We start from the raw sequence: 14,845 nt of genomic DNA on the forward strand, positions 1-14,845 counted from the left end.
AAGATCACCAGCTGCCAACTTTTTCTTGAGCGATCGTGCTTTGAACAAGTGCGCGGTGATACCGACATCTAGTACCGAGGGGGGCGCATGCTCCTCCCGGTGTGCCCCTCTCGATCGTAACACGTATCGAAAGGAGCTTGCTATGTTCAAGCGTTTGTTTGGAATTGCACTGGCCTTTGGAATGGCCGCCACCGCCCCTCCGGCTTTTGCCCAGAAAAGTACGTGCGCACAGCGTGAACACGTGATCGCCAAGCTTCAGGACAGCTACTCGGAACAGCTGGCCTTTGGCGGATTGCAGAAATCGCGCGGCTCGCAATCGGTGATGGAGGTCTGGACCTCCGAGGAAACGGGAAGCTTTACCGTTCTGGTGACGCATGCAAATGGCATCAGTTGCATCGTCTCTGTTGGCACCGACTTTTTCGAAGCCATTCCCAAGATCAAGGTAGACGGCACGCCAAGCTGATTTAGGCGTTAACAATCCCGTTTCCGGCCATCTGCGTTGCCACGTCCCCAAAGGGATGTTAGGGGCAACCCGGACCAAGATTTACCGGAATGGAGTACCTGATGGCCGGGGACTATATCGTCAAAGACATTTCATTGGCCGGGTTCGGCCGCAAAGAGCTGGATATTGCCGAAACCGAGATGCCGGGTCTGATGGCTCTGCGCGCGGAATACGGTGACAGCAAACCTCTGTCCGGTGCGCGTATCGTTGGCTCGCTGCACATGACCATCCAAACCGCTGTTCTGATTGAAACACTGGTGGCGCTGGGCGCAGATGTACGCTGGGCGTCGTGCAACATCTTTTCAACCCAGGACCACGCCGCTGCCGCGATTGCCGAGGCGGGTATCCCCGTTTTCGCCATCAAGGGTCAGACGCTGGAGGAGCATTGGGATTATCTGGACAAGTCCTTCTTGTTCGACCAAGGCCCCAACATGATCCTTGACGATGGCGGCGACGCAACGCTGTACATCCTGTTGGGCGCACGCGCTGAGGCCGGCGAAGACATCATCCCTGTTCCGGGTTCGGAAGAGGAAGAGGTGATCAAGAAACAGATCGCCAAGCGTATGGCCGCCAGCCCTGGTTGGTTCACCAAAATGCGCGATCAGATTCAAGGCGTGTCCGAGGAAACCACCACCGGCGTGAACCGTCTGTATCAACTGGTCAAAGATGGCCACCTGCCGTTCCCGGCGATCAACGTGAACGACAGCGTTACAAAGTCGAAGTTTGACAACAAATATGGCTGTAAGGAATCGCTGGTCGACGGTATCCGCCGCGCCACCGACACGATGATGGCCGGTAAGGTTGCCGTGGTCTGCGGTTATGGCGACGTGGGCAAAGGCTCGGCCGCTTCGCTGCGTGGTGCAGGTGCCCGTGTGAAAGTCACTGAAGTTGACCCGATCTGCGCACTGCAGGCTGCGATGGACGGGTTCGAAGTCACCCTGCTGGAAGACGAAGTCGCCAGCGCGGATATCTTCATCACCACAACCGGCAACAAGGATGTGATCCGCATCGAGCATATGCGCGAGATGAAGGACATGGCCATCGTCGGCAACATTGGTCACTTCGACAACGAAATCCAGGTGGCCAACCTGAAGAACCACAAATGGACCAACATCAAGGAACAGGTGGACATGATCGAGATGCCCTCGGGCAACCGTCTGATCCTGCTGTCCGAAGGCCGTCTGCTGAACCTCGGCAACGCCACCGGTCACCCTTCGTTCGTGATGTCGGCATCCTTCACCAATCAGGTGCTGGCCCAGATCGAGCTGTTCACCAAGGGTGATGAGTACGAGAATAAAGTCTATATCCTGCCCAAGCATCTGGACGAAAAAGTCGCCCGCCTGCATCTGGACCGTATCGGCGTGAAGCTGACCCAGATGGACAGCGAGCAAGCCGCCTATATCGGTGTAAAACCAGAAGGCCCGTACAAGCCGGAACATTATCGCTATTGATTTCGGCGATAACGGAATTGAAACGGCGGCCCGTCAGGTCGCCGTTTTTTTGTGCCTGATATTCAGCGCAAGGACGGAAAGAAATCGCCGCGACCTTCGGGCGTCAGGTCCAGAATATTCCAAAGCGGCCACGCGGCATCAATGTGCCGTGGGTGCCAGTCGCTGGGCTGGAAGAAAAGCTCAGAACTCCAGAAATGGCAGATTCCGTCCTGTGTACGTCGAAAGACGTTCAGGATTGGCAATTGGCTTCCGTCTTCGGCTTCGGCCAGATAGTCGCGCTGGTACTCGGTGCCCAGCGCGGACAATAGCGGCAGTTCATGCCAACCGATCTTTGCTTGTAGGGCTGTTAGCTTTTCCGGTGTATTCTGGGCAACCACGGCAAAACTGATCTTCTTTGAAAGGTGCGCAATCTGCCCGTTCAGCCCGTCCAGAAAGGCCGAGCACATCGGGCAGGGTAACTCTGCATTTGGGCCGTACATCAACGAATAAATCGCAAGCGTATCATGTGAACCAAAGAGCGAGGACAAAGGCGCATCATCGCCCTGAAGGTTTCGGAACGCGTAATCCTGCGGAATCTGGCCACCCGATGGAAGTTTGCGGCGCAGATTGGCGACATCTTCTATCTTGGCGCGCAATTCTACTTCGGCGGCCAGCAGGCGGTTTCGCGCCTCGCGATACGCGGGGCTTTCGTTGGGCAAGGAAACGGTCATGGCACCCTCCTGATTCAATAATTTAACTTATATGTTAAATAATGGATGATTTGAAATCAAGGTCGGGTTTTCTTTGCGGGAAAAGCCGGTGATTTTTCCCTTTGTTCAATTCCGTCTGCCCGTTACCGTGATTGGGGTGATGGGGAATTTGAAATCTACCCAAATCAGGAGATGACTATGGGAAAGCGCGATGAGCTGATTACCAAGTATGCAGAGGACCTGAAATCCAAATGCGGCATGGACGCGGATATGGATTTGCTGACCAAAGTCACCATCGGTTGTGGACCGGCGATCTATGACGCTGATGCGTCAACGGTTGCGGCCACTCAGGAAGGTGAGCTTGAAACGGTCAAGAACAACTTTTTGATCAAGAAACTGGGTTTGTCCGATGGTCCGGAACTGATGGACGCGATCAACAAGGCCCTGGACACCTATGGCCAGTCCGAGCGCAATAAATATCGCGCAGTCGTCTATTACATGCTGACCAAGCATTTCGGGAAAGAGTCGGTTTACGGGTAAGCGTCCGCGCCACGGTCGCGCCCGCCGTACTAAAAGGGCGACTTAAATTTTAGATACTTGAGGTTTGAACTGCGCCCAAACCTTCGGCTAATGTCAGGGTGTGACCAGGACGGTCAGAACCAGACATTTCCATACGCGTGTGGTGAGTAGGGAGCACGCGGGGTAGGGAAGGTTCTGCATCCGTCAGAGCCTTCCCTTAAATTATTCCGCCTTCGTCTGACCCAGATCGCAGATCACTTGCCATTCTGCCTCGGTGACCGGTTGAACGGACAGTCGCGAGTTCTTGACCAAAACCATATCGCCCAGACGCTCATCCGCTTTGATGTCGTCTAAGGTCACCTGCGCCGTGAATGGACGCACCGCCTTGATGTCCACACATTCCCAGCGGTCATCATCCGTGGTGCTGTCGGGATGGGCCTCGGCGCAGACTTCGACGATGCCAACGATCGCCTTGTCTTTTTGCGAGTGGTAGAAGAACCCTCTGTCGCCAACCGCCATTTGGCGCATGAAGTTTCGCGCCTGATAGTTGCGCACGCCGTCCCATTCTTCACCTGCGTCCCCTTTGGCGACCTGCTGGTCCCAACTCCAGGTCGAGGGTTCGGATTTGAACAGCCAATACGCCATCAGCCCACGACCTTTTTCCACGCGATCAGGTCAACCGACTGGAACAGACCGGCCTTGGCATATGGGTCATTGTCGGCCCAGGCCTGTGCGGCGGCCATGTCCTCGACCTCGAGAATGATCAATGAACCGATCATCGCGTCACCGTCCAGCAAGGGCCCAGCCTGTGCGACAACGCCGGTTTCCTCGATATAGCCGAGATGCGCGGCGCGGTTGCCCAAACGGGTTTGTAGGGCGCCGTCCTTGTCGCGGGCGATAAGGGCAATGAGCATGTTATTCCTCCTTCAGGGGTCGGTTTAGCAGGGATTGAATGGCCTCGGGCACACTGTATGCACCACGGCTCAGGTCTGCCACTGTTGCGCTTATGGGCATATCCAGCCCTTCTTGTTTCGCGATGTCGGACATCGCACGCGCGGTGGCGACGCCTTCGACTGTGGTCGCAGTGTCGAAAGGCAGATTTCGACCCAAAGACAGGCCAAAACGGTAATTTCTGGACAATTCGGACGAGCAGGTCAGGACCAGATCACCCAAACCAGACAGCCCCATCAGCGTGTCGACCTGCGCGCCTCGCATAAGCGCAAATCGCTGCATTTCAGCAAAGCCCCGCGTCAAAAGGGCGGCACGGGCGCTGTCACCCAGTCCCGCACCGATGGTGGCCCCGCATCCGATGGCTATCACATTTTTTAACGCTCCGCCCAGTTCGGCTCCGGTGACGTCTGTTGTGCGATACAGGCGCAGGTTGGGCGTTGTCAGGGCGTGCTGCAGTTCTTGGCTGAGGTTCTGGTCGGCACAGGCCAGTGTCAGGGCGGTCGGCAGCCCCCGCGCGATATCGTCGGCGAAACTCGGTCCGGTCAACAGGGCCGGGCGCGCATCTGGTATGACCTGCTGAATGACCGAGATCGGCCCAAGCCCAGTTGATAATTCAATGCCTTTACAACAGGCCACCAAAGTCTTGCCCACAAAAGAAGAGGCGTGATCCAACAGGGCCCCGCGTAGTTTCTGCATGGGCACGGAAACCAGCAGAATCTCGTTCGTTGCTGCCTCTGCGATGTCAGAGGTAACGGTGATCGCGCTGGGCAAGGACACGTTGGGCAACCGCGCCGTGTTTTCGCGGTCTCTTTGCATCGAACGCGCTTGATCCACGTCGCGTGCCCAAAGTGTGATTGGCCCATTCCCGGCTAACGAAATCGCCAACGCTGTCCCAAAGGCACCGGAACCCAGAACAGAGATACTCATGCCTTGGCACCTTTCTTACCACTGCCCAGCATGGCAGGGCTGGTTTGGTCCAGAGGCCAGCGCGGACGTGCGGTCAGGTCCAGCCCGTCGCGGGCACCGGTGCGAAACCGCTCGATCCCGGCGTAGGCTATCATTGCGGCATTGTCGGTACAAAAACGCAGCGGAGGTGCGGTAAAGCGGGCTCCGAGCTCAGTAGAAACAGTCTCTAACGCGGATCGAATTGCAGAATTGGCCGCGACCCCACCCGCGACGGCGATAACGGGGTCAGGCGGGCTTTGTTGCAGATAAAGGTCGATGGCCCGTCGTGTTTTTTCAGCCAGAGTATCCACGATCGCCTGTTGAAACCCGGCGCACAGGTCCGCCCGATCCTGACGGGTGAGCCCACCTTTTTCCGCGGCGATCTGGTCGCGCATTCGCATAAGGGCCGTCTTCAATCCAGAGAAAGACAGGTCGCAGTCGGGCCGATCCAGCAAGGGCCGGGGAAAACGGAACCGTTTCGGGTCACCTTTGCGCGCTTCGGCTTCGACCGAAGGGCCGCCGGGCTGCGGCAGACCCAAAAGCCGCGCGGTTTTGTCGAACGCTTCGCCGGGTGCATCGTCAATCGTACCGCCCAGCCGCGTGAACTTTTCCGGACCATGGGCGATCAGATACTGACAATGCCCACCCGACACGAGCAGCATCAAGTACGGAAACGCGATCCCGTCTGTCATCCGAGGGGTCAGCGCGTGACCGGCCAGATGGTTCACTCCGATCAGGGGCAGGCCGGTTGCAGCGCTGATGCCCTTGGCGCACATGACACCGGACATGACCCCGCCGATCAGACCCGGACCTGCGGTAACGGCAACGGCGTCGACGTCATCCAGGGTCATCCCAGCGGATTCGAGCGCCTGCAACACGCAGGTATCCAGTTTTTCGGCATGGGCGCGGGCGGCGATCTCGGGGACGACGCCGCCAAAGGCGCTGTGCAGATCCGTCTGGCCAAAAACAACCGATGACAGCACCTCGGCCCCGGCGCCATCACGTTGGCGCACGACTGCGGCGGCTGTGTCGTCACAACTGCTTTCCAGCCCGAGGACAGTAAGTGTTTGCACCATTGGCCTGATCCGTTACACCTTGATTGCAAAGCGGGGTATCACCCTGCGCGGATGCAAACAATCCCAAGGCCAGGGGCACCGCCGTTGTATTTGTTGATGACCCGCCCTCGCGCCGCCTCGGAAAGGTTCGTTGCGCAATTGCCAACCCGGGTCAGGTCACGGGTTCAGGTCATCTATTCCCCGATCCTCGAAATCAAGCCCTTGCCGGTTCAGGTAAACGACACGGATGTGCGCGGTCTGATATTTACGTCGGCCAATGCGGTTAATGCCGCGGCGTCTATGGGCGTGGATCGCGCTCTGCCTGCTTATTGTGTTGGCCCTGCAACCACTGGAACGGCCAAAGGTGCAGGATGGCAGGCGCAGATGGTGGGCCAGACTGCCGAAGAACTGGTTGCCGCCCTGCTGCAAGCCAGACCCGACAGCCCGCTTCTGCATCTGCGCGGAGAACACACGCGTGGAAGTGTCGCTGAACGGCTGACCGAATCCGGCCTGACTGTGCGCGAACTGCCCGTGTATCAGCAGCGATTGTTACCGCTGACATCCGAAGCCGAGGCCGCCGCGTTCGAAAAAGAGCCCGTAATTGCCCCTATTTTTTCACCCCGAACAGCGCGACATTTTGCCGACATCTGGCATGGAACGGCACCCTTGATGCTGGCTGCAATCAGCGCTGCGACAGCCGAACCCCTTTATTCCTTGGGCTCTGAACGCCTGAAGATTGCCAAGGAACCGACTCCGAAGAAAATGCGGAAAGCCATTAAAAAGCTTGTGAAACATGCGTTGCGGGTTGAGGGCGACGAGGCCACAGATTAACTTAGTTGGGTCCGTAGTTCAGGTCATTTCGGATTCGATAAAGGGAATATTGCGTTGGCTGGTAGTAAGAAAACCGATCAAAAGCCGGTGGATGACCCCAAGGTCGACGACGTAGCCGATGCTGCTGCGACGGCCGAGGAAACACCGGTTGACGAGGTTAAGCTCGTAGAAGAACCGGTTTCCGAAGCCGAAGCCGAAGCCGAAGCCGAAGCCGAAGCCGAAGCCGAAGCCGAAGCCGAAGCCGAAGCCGAAGCCGAAGCCAAGCTTGAACGGTTCAAGGAAAAAATTGCTGAGCGCAACACCAAGAAGCGTGGTGGGTTTTTGCCCGCGTTGCTGGGCGGCGTATTGGCCGCAGCCATCGGGTTTACGGTTGGTGACAGCAACATGTTCTCATCCGACGGGTCAGATCAGATCGCGGCGTTGGAGGCCAAGCTAGCCGAACAGGCCAGCCAGATTGAATCCCTGACCAAGTCGGTTTCCGGTGGCTCGGAACTTGCCTCAAAAGTCGATGCGTTAACTGGGCAACTGGCCCCTATCACCGCTGATCTGGATACCGTTAAGTCCAGTCTGGCGGGATTGGCCGAGAAGATTGAGCCGCTGACCGCCCGGTTGGGTGAGATTGAAAGCGGGGCCTTGACGCAGGGCGCGTCACCCGAAGCAACGGCTGCGTTTGAAGCAGAGTTGAAGAAATTACAGGATTCTCTGGCCGCCCAACGTGCAGAAGTTGAAAAGATGGTGGCAGACGCGCAGGCGCTTGAGGCGAAAGCCTCGGCCGGGGCGATGGCCGCAACAAATGCCGCGATTCTTTCAAAGCTGCGCGGTGAGCTGGACTCGGGCAAGCCTTACCCGGACCTGATTGCCGAACTCTCGGCCGGTGGTGTTGACGTGCCCGAGGCTTTGAGCGCCGCGGCGGATAAGGGTGTCGCAACTCTTGCGGAGCTGCGCGAGTCGTTTGAACCGTCTGCGCGCGCGGCGCTTGCTGACGCACGAGAGGCTGACAAAGGCGTCGGACTGGTTGCCTTCCTGCAGCGCCAGACAGGCGCGCGTTCTGTCACGCCTCAGGATGGGGATGGCCCGGATGCAGTTCTGTCCCGTGCGCAGGCCGCGTTGTCAGACGGTGACGTGTCCGGCGCGTTGAATGAACTCAAGTCCCTGCCAGAGGCGGCAAAAGCTGCGATGGCCGATTGGGAACAGGCGGCACAAACGCGGGTTGCCGCGGTCGACGCCGCAGATGCGCTATCCTCTGGCGCGAACTCGAACTGAAGGACCTGCCATGCTGTGGTCACTTTTTAAGATTCTTGTTTTTGTAGCGATTGTCGGCTTGCTGGCTGTGGGCGCGGGCTTCCTGATGGAAACCAGTGGTGGCGTTCAGATCACCGCAGGTGGAATGGAATATACGCTGGGTCCGTTACAATCGGTTATTGCGCTGGGCGTGATGGTCTTCGCGATCTGGCTGTTCTTCAAATTGCTGACCCTGCTGATTGCCACGCTGAAATTTCTCAACGGTGATGAAACCGCGTTATCGCGGTATTTCGACCGCAGCCGGGAACAGCGTGGGTATCAGGCATTGGCTGACGGGTTGATGGCGTTGGCCTCGGGTGAAGGCCGCGTTGCCATGAACAAGGCGACCAAGGCTGAAAAACTGCTGAACAAACCTGAACTGACGAACTTGCTGGTGGCGCAGGCCGCCGAGATGAACGGCGACACCAAGAAAGCGTCCGAGACCTATCGCAAGCTGGTCACAAATAACGCCACGCGCTTTGTGGGTGTGCGCGGTATCCTGAAACAGAAGCTGGCCGAAGGCGATGATGACACCGCCCGCAAGCTTGCGGAAAAGGCGCTGGCGATCAAGCCGCGGCATCAGGAAACACAGGATATTCTACTGGGTCTTCAGACCAAGTCGCAGGATTGGGCCGGGGCCCGGTCTACCCTGACCGCCAAGCTGAAGGCCGGTCATTTGCCGCGCGACGTGTACAAGCGTCGCGATGCAGTGCTGGCACTGTCCGAAGCCAAAGGGATTCTGGACGAATCCGCAACGGTTGAACAACGCGAACACGCGATTGAAGCCAACCGTTTGTCCCCTGATCTGGTACCAGCGGCAGCAATGGCCGCGCGCGCGTATATCGAAAAGGGCAAACCACGTTCGGCAACCAAGATCCTGAAAAAAGCGTGGGAGGTTCAGCCCCATCCAGATCTGGCCCATGCCTTCGCCGAGATCGTTCCGGATGAAACCCCAGACGAGCGCATCAAGCGCTTTACCGCACTGACCCGTGTGCACCCCGAAGATATTGAAACCCGCCTGATCCTGGCTGAATTGAACATCGTGGCCGAGGATTTTCCCGAAGCCCGGCGTGCGCTGGGTGATGTGGTCGAAAAGCAGGGGGATGCGCGGGCCTATACTCTGATGGCCGCAATTGAACGCGGCGAGGGCGCATCGGACGCGGTTGTGCAGGGGTGGCTGGCCAAAGCCCTGAATGCGCCGCGCGGACCGCAATGGGTCTGTGACAACTGCCATGACATTCAGCCCGAGTGGGCCCCTGTCTGTCAGAACTGCCACAGCTTTGACACGCTCAGTTGGCAAACACCGCAAACGCCCGAGATCGCCTCGGCCACCGGGGTTCACATGTTGCCGCTGATCGTGGGTGCGCTTGAGGACAAACCCGATCCAGAGGTTGACGAGCCGGAAGAAGAGGCTGAGTCCGAGGTGATTGAAATGGAGGCTGAACCCGTGCGCCCAGATATCGAGCCTGCAATCGAAGAAAAGGTCTGAGAGCGCGGTTCAAAAGACCCTTTAGAACCCTGTTACCCTTCAAGTGTCGTTGGGCCGATACGTCCAGCGGTACTTTGGTGGGGTCGGACCCTTGTTTCGGCCACCCTGCTGAGTTTGCTCCCAAGCGTGTGCCAGAATGCCGACAGATCGGGACAGGCAAAAAAGGCCGCGCGCCAGCGGTGCGTCAAAACCAAGCTCGGCATAGATCACCGCTGTGGCACCGTCGATATTCATCGGAACGGGCTTGCCTTTGCGCCGGGCCAGGTCCTCTTCGATGTCATGCGCTACGGACTTGTAGCGCCCGTCACAGGCACCTGCCTCAATCGCTTCGTCCACAAGATGCATTAAACGCGGGGCGCGCGGATCGGTTGGGGTGTGAAAACGGTGGCCAAACCCGGGCAGAATTTTCCCCTGAGCGGCGATCCAGTCATCCAGTGCCGGGCCAACGGCGGATGGGTGCGCGTTGACAAACTGATACAGGTTCACCGCTTGCTCACCAGCACCGCCGTGAACGTCACCCAGCATATTCACCGCGCTTGCCATGGCGTTGTTGAGCGGCAGACCGCACGTCACCGCCATACGCGCCGAAGCAATCGAAGGGGCTTGCGGCCCATGATCCACGGCTGCAACCAGCGCGGCCTCGAACAATTTCAACTGTGCAGGGGATGGTCTGTCTCCGCGCACCATGAACCAGATCATTTCCGCAAAACCAAGGGTGCCGATAAGGTCCTGAATGGGTGTGCCCCGCAGGTCTATTCGTCCGGGTTCCATGTCGATGATGGATGTTGTCCACCAGTCGGCGACATCGCTCATATGACCCCCTCCTTCACCAATGCGTTGATTTCATCACGAGTCAGGCCAAGCTCTGACCAGATCGCGACATTATCCGCCCCTAATTCCGGTGGCGAGGTCTGGGGCATTTTGCGTTGACCGTCCATTACGACAGGGCTGCCGGTCAGTTTCAGTTCTTCGTTCTGAACTGGCAGAGTGCCAATCAATCCGCGGCCTGCAAGCTGTTCGTCGTCCAGCGCCTCGGGCACGGTCATTACCTGCCCGGTCGGGACGCCTAAGGCGTTCAGCTCACCAACCCACTCCCGGGCGGGTCGGGTGCGCAGAGTGGCTTCCAGATCGTCCTTTAGGGTGTGGCGGTTCCTCTTGCGATCTTCGCGCGTGGCATAGTTAGGGTTGTTCAGCAAATCGTCCCGCCCAAGGTGCCGGGCAAGCGCCTGCCATTGTTCGTCGCGGTTGGCCGCGATGTTGATCGGATTATCCGCTGTGGCAAAAGTTCCTGACGGGGCAGACGTGGTGTTTTCGTTTCCATGCGCCCCCGGAGTGACGCCCCCGATCAGGTAGTTCGACACCACCCAACCCATAGTGGAGACCACGGCTTCGGACATTGCGATATCCAAAATCGCGCCGCGCGGCCTCGCGTTCAGGGCGGCACTGATTGCGAAGGCGGCCGTCAGCCCTCCGACGGTATCGGCCAGCGGGTAACCGACGCGATAGGGCGCTGTATCGGCTGCTCCGGTGATCGACATGACACCGCTGATACCCTGCACGATCTGGTCGTAGGCCGGGTCTTTTTTGCGAGGACCGTCCTGCCCAAAACCGCTGATTGCGCAATAGATCAGGTTGGCATTTTCAGCGCGCAGCACGTCATAGCCAAGGCCAAGCCTGTCCATGACACCGGGCCGGAAGTTTTCGACCAGCACGTCGGCGGTTTGCACCAGCTTCTTCAGCAAGGCTTTGCCTTTGGCAGATTTCATATCCAGTGTGACGGATTTCTTATCCGCGTTTTGTGCAAGAAAACTGATGCCCATCCCGGCCGTGTTGCGGTCTGGGTCAGCGCCCAACACCCGAGCAAGGTCGCCGCCCTGGGGACGTTCGACCTTGATCACTTCGGCGCCCATCAGGGCAAGCTGATAGCAGCAATACGGGCCTGCCAGAACATTCGTCAGGTCAAGAACCCGTATCGCTGCCAGCGGCTCAGTCGCCATCAGCGATACCGGCAGCCCGTGCCCGCGCGCGGCGCGCGCGATAGCTGGGCAGCAGCACCAGCAGCGCGGCGATGACCAGCAGGCCCAGCGTCATGGGACGTTCCCAGATAAACGCGATTCCGTCATAGAGCTGCATGGACCTTGCAAAGTTGTCCTCCATCATTCCGCCGAGGATGAACCCAATCAGAAGCGGGGCCAGCGGATAGTCGGCAAACTTCAAAGCTGTGGCGCAGACGCCGAAGCCAACAAGGATCAACAGCTCGGTCGCATTGTTCTGCCCGATATAGGCCCCCATCAGGGTAAAGAACAAAATGAACGGGATCAGGTAGTTGCGGGGAACCGACAGCACCTTGGCGATGTAGGGGATCAGCGGCAGGTTCAGGATCAGCAGGACAAGGTTACCGATGAACATCGACATAATCACCGCCCAGAAGATCTGCGGTTCGTCCAGCATCAAGCGTGGGCCGGGTGTCACGTTCAAGGCAATCAGCGCGCCCAGCAGGATCGCAGTTGTGCCGGAACCGGGAATGCCCAGCGTCAGCAGCGGAACGAATGATCCGGTACAGGCGGCGTTGTTTGCTGTTTCCGGGGCTGCCAGACCCTTGATCGAGCCTTTGCCGAATTCTTCCTGTTCCTCTTTCGGGGCAATGTTGCGCTCAACAGCGTAGCCAAGGAAGCTGGCGATTGTCGCGCCCGCGCCCGGCAGAACGCCGATAAAGAAGCCTTGGACGGATTGGCGACCCACGACAGGTGCGATAGCCTTGGCTTCTGCCTTGGTAATGCGCAGGTCTTTGATCTCGCCATCATCACCTTTCAGATCTTTTGGCTTCAGGACCAGAAACAGCGCCTCGGGCAGGGCGAACATGGCCATGGCCAGCGTGATGAACCCAAAACCGGATTGCAGGTCCATAATCCCCATGGTGAATCGGGGTAGGTTGAACAATGCGCCTTCGCCTACGGTTGCCATGATCAGCCCAAGAACGGTCATGATGACGGCCTTGGCGACTTGCCCGCTTCCAGCAAAGGCAGCGATGGCCGACAGACCGACAACCATCAGCGCGAAATACTCGGCTGAATGGAACAAAAGCGCCACTGATGAAAGGGCAGGGGCGAACACCATTAACAGCACGGCACCCAGCGTGCCGCCTGCGAAACTGGCGATCGCGGCTATTGTCAGCGCCTTGCCTGCTTTGCCTTGTCGCGCCATCGGGTAGCCATCGAAACTTGAGGCCACCGTCCCCGCGACCCCCGGCGCGTTCAGCAGGATCGAGGATGTTGAGCCGCCAAAGATCGCGCCATAGTAAACCCCGGCCAGCAGGATCAGCGCGGCGGATGGGTCGCCCATCGAGATCGCAACCGGGATCATGATAGCGATAATCGACATGGGTCCAAGACCGGGCAACATTCCGATGAATGTGCCGATCAGACATCCCGCGATGACCATCAGAAGGTTTTGGATTGAGAATGCCGTTTGCAGGCCGATCAGAAGTCCTTCAAGCATGTCAGCCTCCGAAAAAGCCCGGCAGCGGGCGCATGTAGATGCCAAGAACTTCCTGGACCAGATACCAGACCGCCCCCGTCGCAATGAAGGCAACAGGCAGCATGATGTGCCACTTGCGCTCGCCCAGAATGAATGAGCCAAGGATCAGGAATGCCGACGTCGAAATCAGGAAACCAACAGGACGCAGGCACAGGGCATAGATCACCATCAAAGCCAGCAGCATCAGCGCCTGATCCAGGTGGTATTCGCCCAGACGCCGATAGTCGATATCGGCCTCTTTCACCTCGGACTTTTCAAAGCCCAGTAGGATGATCGTTGTGGTGATGATCCCCAGAATGGACAGCACTTTGGGAAAGGTGCTTGGCCAGATGGGATTTCGTTGCATGAAAGGGGGAAGGCTACTGTCCATCGTGAACCAGGCGGCGTAGCCATATGTTAAACAAACACCCAGCAGAACGAGCGCGATCCAGCGATCCAACGCCATGATGCCCCCTCCTATTTTGTTGTCTTTGGGGAAGGCAGAGCGGCGGTCCGCTCTGCCAGTTTTCAGTTAGAGGAAGCCCAGCTTCTTCATCAGATCACCAATCTGCTGTTCCTGCTGCTCAAGGAACGTCTGGAAGTCAGCGCCCGAGTTATGGATGTTCACCCATCCGTTGCGCGCCCGAACCTCTTCCCATTCAGGAGTGTCGTACATCTTGGCGATTGCGTCTTGATATGCCGCCAGCTTGTCTTCCGGCAGGCCGGGTGCTGCGAAGAAACCGCGCCAGTTGACGAAGGTGGTATCAATACCCTGTTCCATCATGGTCATCGCATCAGGAGCGGCGTCAACGCGTTCTTCCGCGGTTACGCCGATGATCTTGACCTCACCTGCATTTGCCAGATCGACGGCTTCCGAGAAACCGGTCGACAGCGCCGCAATCTCACCGGACAGCAGGGCTGCCATGGCTTTGCCACCTGCGTCATAGGGGATGTATTTCACGGCCAGAGCGTCTTTGCCGGCCGCTTCCATCACCATAGCCGCCACCAGATGGTCCATACCACCCGGAACCGAGCCACCGCCGATTGCCGTCCCTGCGGGGTCAGCGTCAAAGGCAGCCAGCAGATCGTCCATCGAGTTGATGGGGCTGTCCTTGCCCACAACAATCGCCGCATAGTCGCCGATTGTGCCCGAAACCAGAGTCAGGTCGCGGAAGTTATGTGGGAACACGCCGGTCAGCGAACGGATCACGATTGGGGTCGAGTTGACCATCAGCGTGCCGTGATTGCTGTCGGCGTTTTCGATTAGAAAGCCGATGGCCTTGCCGCCGCCGCCACCTGACATGTTTTCGTAGGATGCGGTTCCGACCAGACCTGCGTTCGTCAGCGCTTCGCCCGTGCCACGGGCCGTGCCGTCCCAGCCGCCGCCAGCGCCACCGGGAATCAGAAAGTGGATACTGTCTACGACCTGATCTTCGGCCAGCGCCGGACCGGTCAGGCCGATAGCGGCCACAGCTGCTATTAGGGCGCGACGGCCCAGTTTGAATGTCGTCATGGTTTCCTCCCGTTTGACAACCGGCCGCATGGCGGCTCAGATTGGACGGAACAAAAACACACCAACCTGACATCAACCTGTCACGCGGCAAAATACTGTTTGG

16 protein-coding genes are annotated in these 14,845 nt (G+C 58.3%); 6 read left to right on the forward strand and 10 right to left on the reverse strand.

The window, feature by feature from the left end:
* The first annotated feature begins 142 nt into the window (after window positions 1-142).
* Both GOV87_RS13605 and ahcY read left to right on the forward strand, forming a co-directional pair.
* Window positions 143-463, forward strand: coding sequence for a hypothetical protein (locus GOV87_RS13605; protein WP_171123708.1), 321 nt, complete (start codon window positions 143-145; stop codon window positions 461-463).
* 101 nt (window positions 464-564) lie between these two features.
* Entirely contained in the window at window positions 565-1,953 is a 1,389-nt protein-coding gene (gene ahcY, locus GOV87_RS13610; protein ID WP_171124645.1) for an adenosylhomocysteinase, read from the forward strand.
* A gap of 62 nt (window positions 1,954-2,015) precedes the next feature.
* On the opposite strand, the gene GOV87_RS13615 is transcribed toward ahcY, so the two are convergent.
* Window positions 2,016-2,663, reverse strand: coding sequence for a DUF899 family protein (locus GOV87_RS13615; protein ID WP_171212148.1), 648 nt, complete (start codon window positions 2,661-2,663; stop codon window positions 2,016-2,018).
* Between the two features lie 177 nt (window positions 2,664-2,840).
* Between GOV87_RS13615 and GOV87_RS13620 the strand changes: the two genes are divergently transcribed.
* Window positions 2,841-3,182, forward strand: coding sequence for a DUF2853 family protein (locus GOV87_RS13620; RefSeq protein WP_171123704.1), 342 nt, complete (start codon window positions 2,841-2,843; stop codon window positions 3,180-3,182).
* A gap of 201 nt (window positions 3,183-3,383) precedes the next feature.
* Here the strand turns inward: GOV87_RS13620 and GOV87_RS13625 are convergent, their stop codons facing one another.
* From GOV87_RS13625 to tsaD, 4 genes are read right to left on the reverse strand one after another with little or no spacing between them, the layout of a single operon-like run.
* Window positions 3,384-3,806, reverse strand: coding sequence for an EVE domain-containing protein (locus GOV87_RS13625; RefSeq protein WP_171212149.1), 423 nt, complete (start codon window positions 3,804-3,806; stop codon window positions 3,384-3,386).
* A complete protein-coding gene (locus tag GOV87_RS13630; protein WP_171212150.1) occupies window positions 3,806-4,075 on the reverse strand; it encodes a YciI family protein in 270 nt (89 codons plus the stop codon). Before GOV87_RS13630 ends, GOV87_RS13625 begins: the two co-directional genes overlap by 1 nt.
* A gap of 1 nt (window position 4,076) precedes the next feature.
* Entirely contained in the window at window positions 4,077-5,039 is a 963-nt protein-coding gene (locus GOV87_RS13635) for an NAD(P)H-dependent glycerol-3-phosphate dehydrogenase (protein WP_171212151.1), read from the reverse strand.
* Window positions 5,036-6,133 carry a tRNA (adenosine(37)-N6)-threonylcarbamoyltransferase complex transferase subunit TsaD gene (gene tsaD, locus GOV87_RS13640; protein ID WP_171212152.1) on the reverse strand — a complete coding sequence of 366 codons (1,098 nt, stop codon included), beginning with the start codon at window positions 6,131-6,133 and terminating at the stop codon, window positions 5,036-5,038. Before tsaD ends, GOV87_RS13635 begins: the two co-directional genes overlap by 4 nt.
* A gap of 96 nt (window positions 6,134-6,229) precedes the next feature.
* Here tsaD and GOV87_RS13645 point away from each other — a divergent pair, with 96 nt between their 5' ends.
* The 3 genes from GOV87_RS13645 to GOV87_RS13655 are packed head-to-tail and all read left to right on the forward strand — an operon-like array spanning window position 6,230 to window position 9,713.
* The gene (locus tag GOV87_RS13645; RefSeq protein WP_171123697.1) at window positions 6,230-6,943 is read left to right on the forward strand and encodes a uroporphyrinogen-III synthase; all 714 of its coding nucleotides are present in this window, start codon (window positions 6,230-6,232) and stop codon (window positions 6,941-6,943) included.
* Between the two features lie 54 nt (window positions 6,944-6,997).
* A complete protein-coding gene (locus GOV87_RS13650) occupies window positions 6,998-8,206 on the forward strand; it encodes a COG4223 family protein (protein ID WP_171212153.1) in 1,209 nt (402 codons plus the stop codon).
* A gap of 10 nt (window positions 8,207-8,216) precedes the next feature.
* The gene (locus tag GOV87_RS13655) at window positions 8,217-9,713 is read left to right on the forward strand and encodes a heme biosynthesis protein HemY (RefSeq protein WP_171212154.1); all 1,497 of its coding nucleotides are present in this window, start codon (window positions 8,217-8,219) and stop codon (window positions 9,711-9,713) included.
* Window positions 9,714-9,752: 39 nt separating this feature from the next.
* On the opposite strand, the gene GOV87_RS13660 is transcribed toward GOV87_RS13655, so the two are convergent.
* From GOV87_RS13660 to GOV87_RS13680, 5 genes are all read right to left on the reverse strand, one after another.
* Window positions 9,753-10,526 carry a citryl-CoA lyase gene (locus GOV87_RS13660; protein ID WP_171212155.1) on the reverse strand — a complete coding sequence of 258 codons (774 nt, stop codon included), beginning with the start codon at window positions 10,524-10,526 and terminating at the stop codon, window positions 9,753-9,755.
* The gene (locus GOV87_RS13665) at window positions 10,523-11,710 is read right to left on the reverse strand and encodes a CaiB/BaiF CoA-transferase family protein (RefSeq protein WP_171212156.1); all 1,188 of its coding nucleotides are present in this window, start codon (window positions 11,708-11,710) and stop codon (window positions 10,523-10,525) included. The genes GOV87_RS13660 and GOV87_RS13665 overlap by 4 nt, the downstream gene beginning before the upstream one ends.
* A complete protein-coding gene (locus tag GOV87_RS13670; RefSeq protein WP_171123686.1) occupies window positions 11,700-13,211 on the reverse strand; it encodes a tripartite tricarboxylate transporter permease in 1,512 nt (503 codons plus the stop codon). The genes GOV87_RS13665 and GOV87_RS13670 overlap by 11 nt, the downstream gene beginning before the upstream one ends.
* A gap of 1 nt (window position 13,212) precedes the next feature.
* Entirely contained in the window at window positions 13,213-13,695 is a 483-nt protein-coding gene (locus GOV87_RS13675; protein ID WP_171123684.1) for a tripartite tricarboxylate transporter TctB family protein, read from the reverse strand.
* A 66-nt stretch (window positions 13,696-13,761) separates the two neighbouring features.
* Entirely contained in the window at window positions 13,762-14,742 is a 981-nt protein-coding gene (locus GOV87_RS13680) for a tripartite tricarboxylate transporter substrate binding protein (protein WP_171123682.1), read from the reverse strand.
* Window positions 14,743-14,845 lie beyond the last annotated feature (103 nt).

The organism is Ruegeria sp. HKCCA5426 (genome assembly GCF_013034585.1).
Taxonomy (GTDB): Bacteria; Pseudomonadota; Alphaproteobacteria; order Rhodobacterales; family Rhodobacteraceae; genus Ruegeria.